Below are 14,086 nucleotides of genomic sequence, written 5' to 3'. Positions count from 1 at the left end.
GGCTGCCGCAACTGTCTGCGGCGGCCCCATGGAGGAAAAGCTGAAACTGGATGCGATAGATCTGCGTATTATCGAAGCCATGAAGCGCAACGGGCGCCTGACCAAACAGGCGTTGGCGGAGGCCGTTGGGCTGTCGGCCACCCCTGCCTGGGCGCGGCTGAAAAGGCTTGAGGCACAGGGCGTGATTACCGGTTATCACGCCCGTATATCGATGGAAGAACAGCCATTACCCGTTCGGGTGCTCATGGAAGTAACACTGGCCAGCCATCGTCATGCGGATTTCAAACGCTTCGAGAGCGCTGTCAGTGACATAGCGGAAATTGTGTCTTGCTGGTCGGTGGGTGGAGGCGTGGATTATTTCCTGACCGTGGAATCCACCGACATCGACAGTTATCAACGCCTCGTCGACCGGATGCTGGCCATGGAAATCGGCATCCAGCGCTACTTTACCTATATCGTGACCCGGGCTGTAAAAGACAGGGTGGACTAAATTTAATCCAGAATCAGACCGGGCGGGCTGCGCAGCAGCTCTCTTTGGCCCGATCATGTCGCCGGGTTCTGCAATACTCGCTGTATTCAATAATAGCCGAGGACAGAACACATGAGCGAGGCCCGGATGAGCCGCCACGAAAGGCGGCATGCCGCACTCGACAGCCTGAATGATCCGGGTCTGCTACGCGAGCTTTCCTACTCTGGCGGGCGCTGGATTGCCGGATCTATCGATTTTGCAGTCAATGACCCGGCAAGCGGCCTGCCCGTGGCGCGGGTCACCGCAGTCGATGCGGACGACGTTCGCGAGACTGTCGCGGCAGCCACAGCTGCATTTCCCGCCTGGCAGGCGTTGCTGCCGGAACAACGCGGCACCCTATTGCGCCGCTGGGCAGAGCTTATCCGCGAACACCGCGAGGATCTGGCACGGATCATGGTGCTGGAACAGGGCAAGCCGTTTCATGAAGCACTGGGCGAGCAGGACTATGCCGCCTCATTTCCCGAATGGTACGCGGAAGAAGGCAAACGCCTCAACACAGAGAGCGTGACATCGCATCTGCCCGGTGCGGAGATGATCGTTCGCAGGGAAGCGATCGGTGTTGCCGCATTGGTCACACCATGGAACTTCCCCTCTGCCATGCTGACACGCAAGGCAGCTGCTGCGCTGGCAGCCGGTTGCACGGTTGTTGCCCATCCCTCCGGGGAAACACCGCTTTCCGCGCTGGCCCTGGTGGAACTCGCCGAGCGCGCCGGCATTCCCCCAGGTGTCTTTAATGTGCTGACCGGCGATTCCAAAGAAATCGTAGGGGCGTTGTGTGATGACAACCGTGTCGGTGCACTGAGTTTCACCGGATCAACCAAAGTCGGAAAGCTGATCGCCGCACAATGTATGCCCTCCATGAAACGACTGGTCATGGAATTAGGTGGACACGCACCGCTAATTATCTTTGAAGATGCCGATATATCCCGTGCAGTCGATATCGCCATGGACGCAAAATTTGCTACCTCTGGCCAGGATTGCCTCGCTGCAAACCGCATCTTCGTGCATCGCTCGATCTACCAACAGTTTTTAACGAAATTTGCCCAACGCATTGCCGCCCTTCGGGTTGGCAACGGGTTGGATAAGGCGACCGAGATCGGTCCACTGATGCATCAGCGGGCGATAGACAGCGTTGAAAACCAGGTGAAGGATGCGGTTGCCCACGGGGCGCGCTGCCTGACCGGCGGAAAACGCCACCCCGCCGGACCACTGTTCTACACCCCCACGCTGCTCGCCGATGTGCCCGACGAGGCACTCATCATGCATGAAGAGACATTTGGCCCGGTTGCAGCTGTCAACGTATTCGGCAGCGAAGACGAGGTCATCAGACGCGCCAACAACACCGAATACGGCCTTGTCGCCTATGTCTTGACGGAAAACGGCGCGCGCCAGTGGCGCATGGGACGCGCCCTGCAATTCGGAATGGTGGCCATCAACCGCGTCAAAATCACCGGTGGCCCCATACCCTTCGGCGGCTGGAAACACTCGGGGCTTGGACGTGAGGGTTCACGCCACGGCATCGAGGCATTCACCGAGCTCAAATATCTCTGCATCGACACCCCTGCTGACCGCGGGATGGAAAGGAACTCCGCATGAACGACCATCGCAACGATCTCAATGCCTGGGATCGCAATCACTTTTTCCACCCCTCGACCGCCATGGGCGCCCATGCACGTGGTGAAAGCCCGATACGCACCATTGCCAGCGGTGAAGGCGTCTATATTACCGACACCAATGGTCGCCGTAGCCTTGACGCCTTTGGTGGTCTCTACTGTGTGAATGTCGGATATGGCCGCCAGAAAATTGCTGATGCCATTGCAGAACAGGCGCGTTCACTGGCCTATTATCACGCCTATGTCGGCCATGGCACGGAGGCCTCAGTAACGCTGGCGCGAATGATTATTGAGCGGGCACCACACAATATGAGCCGTGTCTATTTCGGCCTTTCCGGATCCGATGCCAATGAGACCAACATCAAGCTGATCTGGTACTACAACAACGTTCTTGGCCGTCCAGAAAAGAAGAAGATCATTTCGCGTTGGCGCGGTTATCACGGGTCCGGCATCATGACCGGCAGCCTGACCGGCCTTGAAGCCTTCCAGAAAGCCTTCGATCTGCCGCGTGCGCCGATCCTGCACACCGAAGCCCCCTATTTCTTCCGTCGGGAAGACCGCAGTATGGATGAAGCCGAGTTTTCGGCGCACTGCGCCAACAAGCTGGAAGAACTTATTCTGGCCGAAGGCCCCGACACGATTGCCGCCTTTGTGGGAGAGCCGATCCTCGGCACCGGCGGCATCGTGCCACCGCCACATGGTTACTGGCAGGCCATTCAGGCGGTGTTGCGCAAATACGATATCCTGCTGGTCGCCGACGAAGTCATCACCGGTTTTGGCCGTCTCGGCAGCATGTTCGGCTCAGATCATTACGGCATGGAACCGGACCTGATCACCATCGCCAAGGGCTTGACCTCTGCCTATGCACCGCTTTCCGGCAGCATCGTCAGCGAAAAAATGTGGAATGTTCTGGTTCAAGGTTCAGATCAACTCGGACCGATCGGCCATGGCTGGACTTATTCAGCCCACCCCATTTGCGCCGCAGCCGGTGTCGCCAATCTCGAACTGATCGATGAACTTGGTCTTCTTGAAAATGCCCGCGTCACCGGTGCCTGGTTCCGCGAGGCACTGGCACAGGCCGTTGGCGGTCACGCCAATGTGGGTGATGTGCGTGGTGATGGCCTGATGGCCGCCGTCGAACTGGTGGAAGACCGCGACGACCGTCGCTTCTTCGATACATCCCGCAAGGTCGGCCCGTCCATTGTGGCCGCCATGCTGGAGCGCGGCGTCATCGCAAGAGCCATGCCGCAAGGCGACATTATCGGCTTCGCACCACCACTGTGCCTGACGCGCGAAGAGGCTGAAGAGATTGTTTCGGTGACCGCCGACGCCGTCCAACAGGTACTCGGATAATGCGCCAACCTCTCCATTTCCAGATCAGGACTATCGTAACATGACATCAAACTCCCGACATAAATCGGCAGTCTGGCTCTCCGGACCCAATATCGCCGCAGCAGAAATTGCTGCTTCAATCGGCTACACTGCCGTCGTGCTCGATATCGAGCATGGCAGTTTTGACCTCGACACACTTGAACGGTTCATCCCGGTTCTCAAGGGTTTGGGACTTGATGTTCTGGCAAAGGTACTGGCGCCTGAGCGTGGCCCCATCCAGCAGGCGTTAGACTTCGGCGCAGATGCCGTAGTCATTCCTCACATTCTTGACGCTGCGCATGCGGAAAAGACATGTGCCTTCGCGAAATTCCCGCCACACGGCGAGCGCAGTTTTGCAGGCGGCCGCACTGTGTCCTATGGCAGCCCAGACGAGCAATGGTTCATCGATCAGGACCGCAAGACCAGATGTTACCCGATGATCGAACATGCCGGTGCGTTGAGAGACATCGAACAGATCCTGTCGCTCGATATCGTCGACGGTGTCTTCATTGGTCCAAGCGACCTCTCCCTGCGGCGCGGTCGCGGGTCCTACAAACGCAGCGAAGTCGATTTTGCCGATCTGAAGGTGATTGCCGATGCGGCCAAGGCCGCTGGCAAACATTGGTTGCTGCCTGCCTGGAGTGTCTCCGAAAAGCAGTTCGCCCTCGATAACGATGCCCACACGCTTGTGCTGACCATGGAGCATGGCGCCATTGCACTTGGTTTTCGGGATGCATGGAACACCACCGCGCAACTCTCGTCAGCATACTGACCAAGGACATAGCGACATGAAAATCTCACTGATCCAGATGAATTCGCAAAACGACAAGGCGGTGAACCTGCAGAAGGCCGCGAATCTTATTGAGACCGCCATCAAGGATGAAAATCCGCAGCTCGTCGTTTTACCGGAATATTTCGCGTTTCTGGACGATGCCCGAAATGCCATGCACGCGAGTGCCGAAATATTTCCGGGTGGCGAAACCTGGTCCTTTCTCTCAGCAACCGCAGCCCGGTATGGCGTGACCCTTCACGCGGGATCAATCGTCGAAAGGGAAGGAGAGGATTTCTACAATACCTCACTGGTCTTTGGGCCGGATGGAAAACAGATCGCACGCTACCGCAAGATCCACCTTTTCGACGTAGAGACCCCTGAGGGCGTCGTCTATCGCGAATCGGACTCCATCCGTCGTGGAGAGGATGTTGTGACTTACAAGATCGGTGACGTCACCGTCGGCTGCGGCATTTGTTACGACATCCGCTTTCCAGAACTGTTCCAGCGACTGCGTGATCTCCGCGCAGACGCAATCGTTCTGCCTGCCGCATTTACGCTGTCGACCGGCAAGGATCACTGGGAAATCCTGGCACGGGCACGCGCCATTGAAACGCAGACCTATCTTGTTGCTGTCGGACAAACCGGTACCCATGCCAGTGGCAGAAAAGCGTTACGGCCACTCGATGGTGGTGAACCCCTGGGGCCACATGATTGCGCAGAGCCCGGATTTAGTAGCGGCGGTTACCGTCAACATTAATCTGGAACATTTGAAAACCGTGCGTCAAAGCCTTCCGGTAGCAAATCATCAAAACTTAAGAACGGTTCATAACGAAAGATAATCGGCTAAACCTTTAGTGGCCGATTACGGGTAATCAATATGTCGACGGCGTCAGCGCAGGTCTGACCCCAGCTCAGCGAGACCTTCGCAAGCTCTTGATCGGATACGAACCCGCGACCTGTTCATCAGAGCCTCTAAGTGACTGAAACTTCTATTCCTCAGCTTATGCGAACGGGTGGAGCAGCGCTGGCCTGGTTTATGGAACATCTAGGCAGTTTGCTGGCTATTGCGTTTTCGTCCAACCTGCACTCCGTCCGCATGATGGCCCAGTCGATGAGTTCGGCCATGGACGGCCCCAAGGCCTTGCCCATCTCCGTCAGCTCGTACTCCACCTTCGGCCGCACCTGCGTTTTTGAATATTAGACGTGTCCTGATGCCGGAAAATCGATTCCCTGAGAATGTCTTTTCCGGTAGGTGGAGCCGTTTTCTGTTTTTCGAGGCAGATCGTGTTATGAGTAGTGAATTTCAGGCATCAGGCATCCATCTTCAAATCTGACCGGCGACGTCCGTGGGAGGCACGTATCGTCGAACGAGCTTTCGGCAGTGGATCGAGCGTACTGATGAAGCGGTCGCCTTGCTCACCAAGATTTTCCAAGGTCAGACCGCTTGACGACCAGGAAAACCGCCCTTTTCTAACCAATCCAGTTTTTTGCAGCGGAGCCGTTTAACTAGTGGCGATCGCCGCTAAATTGTGCGTATTGAACACAACACCACATGATCGCGACGAGATGTCATGGCCAACATCCCCGTAACCCGCAGCCAGTTTCTACTTCCTTTCGTGGGGATTCTTGATGAAATCGGTGCGCCCACAAATTCGCTTCTGGGGAAATTCCGGCTTCCATCGTTTCTGGAAACAAAGAGCAATCTTTATATCCCGCTATTGCCGACGATCCGCTTTGTGGAGACTGCCCAACGCAGCCAGGGCATTGCGGATTTCGGCTTCCTGGCCAGCAAGCGGCTTCATTTTTCCCATCTAAATGAAAAAACCCGGGCGCTGATCGCGCACTCTCCGACACTGCTCGTCGCGCTGCGCCACGCCTGCAACTGGGCATCGCGAGAAGATACGATCCTGAACATGTGGATGGAATGGGATAGCGCTCATGTGCGTGTCTGCAGCAGGCTCGCCAGAACGAATGGGCTCCTGCATCTGGAACATTCGCAATGGCTTCAGAATATTTTCTCCATCTACATCGTCCGGCAATTCACAGGTCCCAATTGGACACCGGCGACGATCGCCTTTCAAGCTCGCTACACGCCGGGTGCGGAGACGCAATCCTTATGGCCGAATGTGCGCTTCCTCTCCGATCAGCACGCCGCCTGGATCAGCGTACCGATCTCGTGCCTTGGTCTCTCCAACCGTTCAGCCGCCTCAAATCAGCCACCGCATGATCACGAGGATGGCCCTTCGGGCTATGGCATCGTCGAAATCCTCAAAATGATGTTGCCGTCCTATCTCGACCAAGGGGTGCCGACGCTAGCCGAGGTGGCGGAGATGGCGGGCGTCAGCACACGAACCTTTCAGCGCAAACTCTCGCATGTCGATCTGACATATTCAGATATACTCGATACCATCAGGTTCGAGAGCGCGAGCGCGCTTTTGCGCGACAGTGATTCCAAGATTATCGACATTGCATTTGCCGCCGGTTATGCCGACCCGGCGCACTTCAGCCGCGCATTCCGTAGAATTGCCGGCGTTACGCCACGGCAGTTCCGCGAGCAATCGCGACTGCGATAATTGCGTTTCGCGCCGGGAACTCCCCTCGCCTCCATGATGACCGGGAGAAGCGAAGCGCGTGGCATGTCGGCCTCTCCTAACCCTGACGATGACACCGCAGGCGACTGGGCGCAATGAGCGGCTCAGGGAGCAACGATCACGGTCTGCGCCCTTTCTCCCGGCGGGAAGAAATCCGCACGCCGGATAACAATTGGCACGAAATGGCAAGACGGTCGGTCTGCCCATGGTTAGACCCGACGCACGCTTAGAATTTGTCTGCTACCCACGCGAAGATCGGCTGGATGGCATTTGAGTTGGCCGGTGCCACGCCTTGTGGAATGGCCTTACGTCGTAAGTCAAATTGAAGGAAAGAGGTATTCAATGCTCCGCTCAGTTGGAATCAGTCTTGCTTTTGCGTCGGTTGCGCTGACCGGCGTTGCATTTGCCGAGACACCAAACGGCAAAGTACCGGTCACCGTCGACAATTTCATCCGCGCCGAGACGGACCATTACCTCGCGGCCAATGCAAAGGACGTAGGCGGACTGGGCAAGTTCCAGCATTCTCGGGAGCCCGTACCGATCGACAAGCAAACCGTCATCCGCATGAACCGGGATACGCTTTATTCGTTTGCTGTTTTTGATCTTGCCGCCGGGCCGGTAACCCTCACGCTGCCGGACGCAGGTGCGCGTTATATGTCGATGATGGCCGTTGATCAGGATCACTACCTGCCTATCGTCGCCTACGGAACAAAACCGGTGACGCTGACCCAGAAAACGGTCGGCACCCGATATGTCTTCGTAGCGGTCCGGACTCTGGTTAACCCCAACGACCCGAAGGATATCGAGGAAGTCCACGAGCTTCAGGATGCCATCAAGGTGAACCAGAAGGAAAAAGGGCAACTTGACCTTCCGAACTGGGATGAAGAAGACCTCACAGAGATCCGTAATGCGCTGCTCGCGCTCGTAAAACACCAGACATCGTTCAGCGGCTCTTTTGGGGGCCGCAACGAGGTCGATCCGGTCAAGCACCTGACTGGAACAGCCGCTGGCTGGGGTGGCATTCCGGACAAGCACGCCATGTATCCGAGCTTCACGCCCGAGAAAAACGACGGCAAGACGGTCTATACTCTCCACGTGCCGAAGACTGTGCCCGTGAAAGAATTCTGGTCAATCAGTGTCTATAACGCAAAGGGCTTCTTCGAGAAAAACGCCTACGACGCCTATTCGATCAACGACATTACCGCGAAGAAAAATGCCGATGGCTCGGTGAACGTCCAGTTCGGCGGCTGCGACGGCAAGATTCCAAACTGCCTGCCGATCGTTGAGGGTTGGAACTACACCGTCCGGCTCTATCGTCCTGAGCAATCCATCGTCAGCGGCAAATGGACGTTCCCCGAGGCCAAACCCTTAAACTGAGCCTCATCGGTAAACGGAGACGACCGCGAGGATCGAAAACAATGCGCATGTCGCGAGCGGAAGCGGAACGCATATTGAGCCAGAATGGTTGGCTGGCTCAAATGCCTGAAGCCTTCAGGTCGCGTTTATTTCAGAATGCGTTGCTGCAGAAATACGAAGCCGGTCAGGTCATCTTCCGTCCCGGAGATTCACCGGGAGGCATCTATGGGCACGTCGCGGGGACGGTTGTCATAAACACGGCACCTCTCGACTCGACGCCACGTCTTGTCCACATCGCCGTGCCTGGGGGATGGACCGGTGAAGACTCCTTCATGACGGGTGAGCCACGACGGATCGAGCTATGTGCACAGAGTGAAGTCTGGGCAATGCACGTCCCCCTGGAGACCATGGAACAGATGGCCGCATCTGACCCGAACACCATTCGCGCGTTCGGGGCCATCTCGATCCTGTCATCCGATAAGCTGGTCAGGATCGTCTATGACCTACAGAAAAGGAACGTCAGCGCCAGAATTGCTTCGGTCCTGCATCGCACCTCATGGGCGCCGGATGAGGCAATTTCGGTTTCACAGGAGAATCTTGGCGTGATGACGAACACATCCCGCAAGCAGGTCAACAGCACGATCCAGCGCTTCGTGGACGCGGGTTGGGTTGAGATCGGCTATCGTTCCATAACGGTCACAAATCCTTCGGCTTTGCGACGATACGCTGAACAGGATCTGGAAGATTGACGTGTTCCAGCCAGCGGGCTGCCATCACACAATATTGGAAGCGGCTGGGTATTGGATGCGCCACTTTTCCATCCCCGATTGTCCGACTTGACACAATCCATCGTCCGAAAGCCCTGTAACTTTCACGCGAGAAAAAGAGGCTGCGAATCCGGCGCGGAAGCACGAGGTCTGTGACCCGTTTGCCGTGGGCCGTTCATTTCTTTGCCGTCCGGAGACTACGTATTGAGGAGCCATTGCATGCTGTCGAAAATCCACCGGTTGGCTGTGTTCTCGGTCATCGCATTTGCGGGTCAAGGCACAGGTCTGGCTGACGCAGAAGATGCGATTTCGCCCGGGGTTACCGATCCGCACTTCCAGTTGGCTCCGGGTTATCTCAAGCAAGCGGAACTGCCGGATAGTCTAAGACTGCTTGGAGCACCACCGGCAGAAGGAAGCGGCGCGCTTGCCCGTGACGAAGATGCAAGAACTGCAACCCTGCCGCTGCGAGGCAAATCGCGCTGGGAGCTTGCGCGTCTCGACGCCGATCTCGAATTTCCGCAGCCGGCCAAGAGCTTCTCTTGCGCGATGGGTATCGACATCGATGAAAAAACCACTCCGCATCTTTATCGTCTGATGCAAAAGACCCTGACTGATGCCGGCCTGTCGACCTATGGCGTCAAGAACACCTACAACCGCACCCGTCCCTTCGTGGTTCATAACGAAGGGACCTGCTATCCCGTTCAGGAACCGGTATTGCGGACCGACGGCTCCTACCCGTCAGGACATACAGCTGCGGGATGGGCATGGGCTCTGGTGCTCAGCGAAGTTGATCCCGAGAAAACTGACGCCCTGCTCAAACGCGGTCTCGAATTCGGCCAGAGCCGCGTGATTTGCAATGCGCATTGGCAAAGCGATGTCGATGCGGGCCGCATCATGGGTGCAGCAACCGTGGCCAAGCTCCACAGCAATGCGGAGTTCCTCTCCGACGTTGAAGCCGCTCGCAAGGAAGTGCAGGCGGCGAAAGCCAACGGTTCTTCCTCCAGGCCAAGCTGTGCAGCGGAAAATGCGGCCTTGCTGGCCCAATAGACCTGGTGGCCCGACTTTTCAGTCTTTCTACAGGAATAATTTGCCGGGGGGCATCATGAAGCTTTTTGTCGCGACGTCGATTGCATTATGCGCATTGTACGGGAAATATAGCTCGGCCCATGCGGGAGATATGCTGCCGGTCAGTCCTCGGTTGGAGAGCAACTCCACGGAACCCGATCAATGGCACTTCAGCGCGAGCCCATACTTCTGGGCTGCGGGAATAGATGGCAAGGTCGGCCAATTCGGGCTCACGCCAACGAGGTTGAAATCCGATTTTAGCAGCATTCTCAACGATCTCGACTTTTCTTTCATGGGCGTAGCCGAGGCGCGGTATGACCGATACAGCCTTTTTAGTGACGTCATGTATACAAAGATTTCTAAAGGCGGGAACTCGCCCGTCGGATTTTTGAGCAAGAGTGTCGACGTCACATCTCAAACGTTCTCAGGTTTTTTCGGTGGCGGCTACAGCGTATTCGAGGATGACAAGGGCCGCCTTGACCTCGTCGCGGGTGCACGTGTCTGGTACGCGAGCACCGAAATCTCTATCTCAGGCGGCCTGCTCGATGGCAAAAGCAAGAGCGACAATGCTTTCTGGGTTGACGCCGTAGCGGGAATACGCGGGCAATATTTCCTCACCGACAATCTCTATCTGACGGGCTGGGCCCTTGTCGGTGGCGGTCAGGCCAAGCTTGACTGGGATGTGACCGCCGCTTTCGGTTACCGCATTCAGCAAAATCTGTCTGCGGTGGCAGGATATAGAGCGCTTGGCGTTGACTACAGCCATGACGGCTTCGTTTACGATGTCGTTCAGCAAGGCCCGATCCTGGGGCTTGTCTATCATTTCTAGGCAGATTTCGGAGTGCGGTTGCGCGGCTTGTCCCACACGGTCCTCATCCTGATCTTCTTTTGATCATCGTGCCGCGACAACACCTCATCGCCGAACGCGGCCAAAGCCTCGAGAATCCTGAATAAAAAAACGGATTTCCAAATGAACGACACGATTGCTCCAGTCCCGGAGGACATGAACAAGGAAGATCATTCCGCGCGTGATCCCATCCTCAACGAGTTTCTCGCGTCTCAAGGCGGACCCTTCTTTGAACTGCAAAAGCGACTGCAATTGCTCCGGCAGAATGCCCTTCAGGTGGGATCTCGCGCGACGTTGTTCGTAGCCTTGGCTTGGGGAATGCCTTTTCTGCTTGCCTTGCCAGGCAATTTCTCCCTGGAACACGGCCAGGGAGCTTACCTTGTTGATCTCGGCGTATTTGCGAAATTTTTCATCGGGATCGGCGCTTTTATACTGGCCGAGCAGCAGGTCGAAAATGGCTTGAAGGCGAAGCTGTCTCAACTCGTGCTCGCGCCCGTTGTCGCCCCGACGTCAATTCCGGCCGCCGCGGCCATTGTAGCCTCGGCGCTTCGCCAGCGCGATTCTCGCGGGGCGGAGTTCACTTGCCTGATGCTGGCGGTTTTCGCCTCGGTTCTTTCCTACGCCAATTTCCACGCAACGGAAGCATCATCATGGGCGGTCACGTATTCTCCCGAAGGCAACAGGGTTTCGGCCGCCGGCTGGTGGTCCATCTGCTTCAGTCTTCCGTTGTTTGTCTTTCTGTTTCTACGGGGCGCATGGAGGCATCTCTTGTGGGCCCGCATGCTTCGCAACATTGCAAAGCTCGATCTTCGCCTGGTTGCGACCCATCCTGATGGCAAAGGGGGATTGGCCTTCCTAGCGCAATATCCGAACGCCTATGCCATTTTCGTCTTCGGGATGAGCTGCGCAATCGCTGCGGCTGTCGCAAAGAGCCACTTTCTCGAGGAGGGTCTATCCGCGACGACGCTCAGCATGATCATGAGCGGCTGGCTTGCGATCGTCATCAGTTTCTTCGCCTATCCCTTATCTGCCTTCACTCCTCCCCTTCTTCGGTTGAAGGAACAGAGCCTGTCGTTGCTGGATGCTCAGGCAACTAGATTTTGTCGGGCTGCGGAACGAAAGGTCATTGGCCGGAACGTCTTTTCAGACGCCACCCCCGAACCTGAACCGGAACTGGCCGATCCCGGCAAGCAATATGAGACGACCCGTAAGCTTTCGACCATCCTGGTCAACAGGGCCGCGGTGATCCCGGTCGCCGCCGCCGCGCTCATTCCTTTTGCCGCGGTGGCTGCAACGAAACTGCCATTTAAGGAGGTCCTGTCCGTCGTAAAGAAATTACTCCTTCTGTGAGGGAAATGATCCCTCACGAGGAAACAGGAGCGCAACGGCCGGAATGCGGACAGGTTACAACCCGACCGGTTAATCTTTGAACAGAATATCTGTCATTTTGATATCCATGGGGCTTCGGTTGCCATTGTGGTCGAAGTATCTGTCGGTATGACAAGCTCTTTCCTGCGTATCGCAGAAAACACCATTCGCAAAAGTAAATTGCGTCGTCCTGAAATCGCCCTGGGCGAACAGTTTCATGGCTGCCGTGGCGCCCAGGAACTTTTCCGTTAGCGTCCTGGAGACGCCACTCGCATCGACGCACATATACTGATCGCACAGCACGCCACGCTGAGGCGACCTCACGCTTTTGGTTGTGCCAGCAACAGCCGGTATCGCAGTTACGATAACGATCGCCGCCACTATTTCGGGTCGAAGCCTGCGCATCCTGAAGCCGTCCAATATCTTCATTGTGCGATTGCGCGTTTCCGTCGGCTTCGGGCTGAGCCGCCGCCACTACAAGCTGGCACGAGCCGCCATCTCCATCGTTGCAGAAGGCTGGCCAAACATGGGGATGCCAAGACGGCAAGGCAGGACAGGGTCACCGTTTCGTCCCATTGCTGCTTGCGCCTCCGAGGTCATCCAGGTGGTTGGCGTAATTGTCGCGCGTGTTCCGATCGAGCACGGCAACGGGGGCCGCAAGGACCAGGCCAGCGACGTTTCCAGCGGCTGCGGCGGTTTCCGTCGTGGCGGCCAGTATCCGGTCACCAAGTCCGATCCGGCTGTCGGTCAGCGTCTGACCTTCGGAAATGCGTTGTCCGATAAGCTGAACGATCTGCGGCGACTCCGCAAACTTGCCATGGTTCAGGCTGTCACCGGATCTGATCGTGGTGAGGTCTATCACGGTAATCTTGTTGTCTTCGAGTTCCTTCTTGTATGGCGCCGCCTCGGGATCGATGGCGCCGAGCCTGGAAACGCCGCCCCAAACCCGACGCGACACAGCCAGTGCCTTATCATCGCGAGACACGAACAAGGTGAATTGGGGACGCTGTTTTCCCATGTCGGCGATCTGCTGCCGGAAGACGTCGACATCGACATCGGGAGCCGCCAGCATGACGTTCCTGAACTTGGCAGGAAGACGACCGTTTCTGATTGCCATCTGGCGTAACGATTCCAGCGCCAGAGAATTGCCCATGGAATGCGCGAGTACGGAAACCTCCTTCACCTCGGGATCTTTTGCGAGATACTGAAACAGTGTTTCCAGCGCATTGCGGGTGTAGTTCGTGCTTTCGCGGTCGTACCCATAGGCAAGCAGGCTCCCACGCGACGGCCATGTTGCCAGGACAGGTGTGCTGTGCACACCGGAATCGTGCACGATCTGCGCGAAGCGATAGACAGAGTCCTCAAAGCGGTTGTTGAAACCGTGAATGAAGACCAGAACGCTGCGATCGGGGTTCTTGCGGACCGACGCGCTCAGCCACCGCCTGGCGTCGCCGGCGTCGAGATAGTTGGCTTTCAACGTTGCAAAATCGGTTGCCGGATTAGCGGGTAGCCGCTTTGGCCATTCTACCTCACCTTCCTTACGGACCTTGCCCGGTGGGATTGACACGGTGAGATTGGCGAAAGCCGGGGCCAGCGCGCGCTCCCCCGTGAACATCTCTCCGGGCACCAAAGATCGACTGCGCATCGTGGCAATCAGCATATCGACCTTGGGGGAACTCGGGGACGTATCCGCCACTGGCGTCAGCACATCCTTCGGATTGCCGGCGCAGGCGCAAAGCGCCGCGAGCGTTGAAAATACAAGAAGCCGCCAAGGCCAGCTCAACCGTGCCGACGACGGCTGGACGAT

At 56.8% G+C, this 14,086-nt stretch carries 12 protein-coding genes and 2 pseudogenes; 11 read left to right on the top strand and 3 right to left on the bottom strand.

All coding sequences use genetic code 11. The annotated features are described in order from the left end of the window. Positions 1 to 28: 28 nt before the first annotated feature. The 5 genes and pseudogenes from ASB65_RS26390 to ASB65_RS26370 all read left to right on the top strand — a co-directional run bounded on the left by ASB65_RS26390 (position 29) and on the right by ASB65_RS26370 (position 5,124). A complete protein-coding gene (locus ASB65_RS26390; RefSeq protein ID WP_060725920.1) occupies positions 29 to 490 on the top strand; it encodes an Lrp/AsnC family transcriptional regulator in 462 nt (153 codons plus the stop codon). 126 nt (positions 491 to 616) lie between these two features. After that, complete coding sequence (locus ASB65_RS26385; RefSeq protein ID WP_060726014.1) at positions 617 to 2,125, top strand: NAD-dependent succinate-semialdehyde dehydrogenase; 1,509 nt, start codon at positions 617 to 619, stop codon at positions 2,123 to 2,125. Next, on the top strand, positions 2,122 to 3,495 hold the full coding sequence (locus ASB65_RS26380) for an aspartate aminotransferase family protein (RefSeq protein WP_060725919.1): 1,374 nt from the start codon (positions 2,122 to 2,124) through the stop codon (positions 3,493 to 3,495). The genes ASB65_RS26385 and ASB65_RS26380 overlap by 4 nt, the downstream gene beginning before the upstream one ends. 40 nt (positions 3,496 to 3,535) lie before the next feature. Beyond that, positions 3,536 to 4,285, top strand: coding sequence for an HpcH/HpaI aldolase family protein (locus ASB65_RS26375; RefSeq protein WP_060725918.1), 750 nt, complete (start codon positions 3,536 to 3,538; stop codon positions 4,283 to 4,285). Positions 4,286 to 4,301: 16 nt separating this feature from the next. Next, positions 4,302 to 5,124 (top strand): annotated as a pseudogene (locus ASB65_RS26370) (carbon-nitrogen hydrolase family protein). Positions 5,125 to 5,281: 157 nt separating this feature from the next. On the opposite strand, the pseudogene ASB65_RS27930 reads toward ASB65_RS26370, so the two are convergent. Continuing rightward, a pseudogene (locus tag ASB65_RS27930) lies at positions 5,282 to 5,470 on the bottom strand (winged helix-turn-helix transcriptional regulator); the annotation flags it as partial. Positions 5,471 to 5,856: 386 nt separating this feature from the next. On the opposite strand from ASB65_RS27930, the gene ASB65_RS26360 reads away from it, so the two are divergent. From ASB65_RS26360 to ASB65_RS26330, 6 genes are all read left to right on the top strand, one after another. Next, a complete protein-coding gene (locus tag ASB65_RS26360; protein ID WP_236734525.1) occupies positions 5,857 to 6,858 on the top strand; it encodes a helix-turn-helix transcriptional regulator in 1,002 nt (333 codons plus the stop codon). A 360-nt stretch (positions 6,859 to 7,218) separates the two neighbouring features. Beyond that, positions 7,219 to 8,253 (top strand): DUF1254 domain-containing protein, encoded by a 1,035-nt coding sequence (locus tag ASB65_RS26355; protein ID WP_060725917.1) that lies wholly within the window; start codon positions 7,219 to 7,221, stop codon positions 8,251 to 8,253. A 41-nt stretch (positions 8,254 to 8,294) separates the two neighbouring features. After that, complete coding sequence (locus tag ASB65_RS26350; protein WP_060725916.1) at positions 8,295 to 8,981, top strand: Crp/Fnr family transcriptional regulator; 687 nt, start codon at positions 8,295 to 8,297, stop codon at positions 8,979 to 8,981. Between the two features lie 237 nt (positions 8,982 to 9,218). Next, positions 9,219 to 10,046: an acid phosphatase gene (locus ASB65_RS26345; RefSeq protein ID WP_060725915.1), complete on the top strand. Its 828-nt coding sequence runs from the start codon at positions 9,219 to 9,221 to the stop codon at positions 10,044 to 10,046. A 55-nt stretch (positions 10,047 to 10,101) separates the two neighbouring features. Beyond that, positions 10,102 to 10,893 (top strand): hypothetical protein, encoded by a 792-nt coding sequence (locus ASB65_RS26340; RefSeq protein WP_060725914.1) that lies wholly within the window; start codon positions 10,102 to 10,104, stop codon positions 10,891 to 10,893. A 141-nt stretch (positions 10,894 to 11,034) separates the two neighbouring features. Further along, positions 11,035 to 12,261: a hypothetical protein gene (locus ASB65_RS26330; protein WP_236734526.1), complete on the top strand. Its 1,227-nt coding sequence runs from the start codon at positions 11,035 to 11,037 to the stop codon at positions 12,259 to 12,261. Between the two features lie 69 nt (positions 12,262 to 12,330). Here ASB65_RS26330 and ASB65_RS26325 read toward each other — a convergent pair whose 3' ends face one another. Together ASB65_RS26325 and ASB65_RS26320 are read right to left on the bottom strand one after the other, a co-directional pair. Beyond that, positions 12,331 to 12,708 (bottom strand): YcgJ family protein, encoded by a 378-nt coding sequence (locus ASB65_RS26325; protein ID WP_198927599.1) that lies wholly within the window; start codon positions 12,706 to 12,708, stop codon positions 12,331 to 12,333. Positions 12,709 to 12,838: 130 nt separating this feature from the next. Continuing rightward, a complete protein-coding gene (locus ASB65_RS26320) occupies positions 12,839 to 14,062 on the bottom strand; it encodes an alpha/beta hydrolase (RefSeq protein ID WP_060725911.1) in 1,224 nt (407 codons plus the stop codon). Positions 14,063 to 14,086: the final 24 nt, after the last annotated feature.

It is taken from the genome of Agrobacterium tumefaciens str. B6, assembly GCF_001541315.1.
Classification (GTDB): Bacteria; Pseudomonadota; Alphaproteobacteria; order Rhizobiales; family Rhizobiaceae; genus Agrobacterium; species Agrobacterium radiobacter.
Note: the sequence above shows the minus strand (reverse complement) of the source record. Positions and strands in the feature narration are given on the sequence as shown.

Coding starts and splice junctions, on each gene's coding strand:
- ASB65_RS26390 (WP_060725920.1), top strand. CDS start 29: ATGGAGGAAAAGCTGAAACTGGATGCGATAGATCTGCGTATTATCGAA.
- ASB65_RS26385 (WP_060726014.1), top strand. CDS start 617: ATGAGCCGCCACGAAAGGCGGCATGCCGCACTCGACAGCCTGAATGAT.
- ASB65_RS26380 (WP_060725919.1), top strand. CDS start 2,122: ATGAACGACCATCGCAACGATCTCAATGCCTGGGATCGCAATCACTTT.
- ASB65_RS26375 (WP_060725918.1), top strand. CDS start 3,536: ATGACATCAAACTCCCGACATAAATCGGCAGTCTGGCTCTCCGGACCC.
- ASB65_RS26360 (WP_236734525.1), top strand. CDS start 5,857: ATGGCCAACATCCCCGTAACCCGCAGCCAGTTTCTACTTCCTTTCGTG.
- ASB65_RS26355 (WP_060725917.1), top strand. CDS start 7,219: ATGCTCCGCTCAGTTGGAATCAGTCTTGCTTTTGCGTCGGTTGCGCTG.
- ASB65_RS26350 (WP_060725916.1), top strand. CDS start 8,295: ATGCGCATGTCGCGAGCGGAAGCGGAACGCATATTGAGCCAGAATGGT.
- ASB65_RS26345 (WP_060725915.1), top strand. CDS start 9,219: ATGCTGTCGAAAATCCACCGGTTGGCTGTGTTCTCGGTCATCGCATTT.
- ASB65_RS26340 (WP_060725914.1), top strand. CDS start 10,102: ATGAAGCTTTTTGTCGCGACGTCGATTGCATTATGCGCATTGTACGGG.
- ASB65_RS26330 (WP_236734526.1), top strand. CDS start 11,035: ATGAACGACACGATTGCTCCAGTCCCGGAGGACATGAACAAGGAAGAT.
- ASB65_RS26325 (WP_198927599.1), bottom strand. CDS start 12,708: ATGAAGATATTGGACGGCTTCAGGATGCGCAGGCTTCGACCCGAAATA.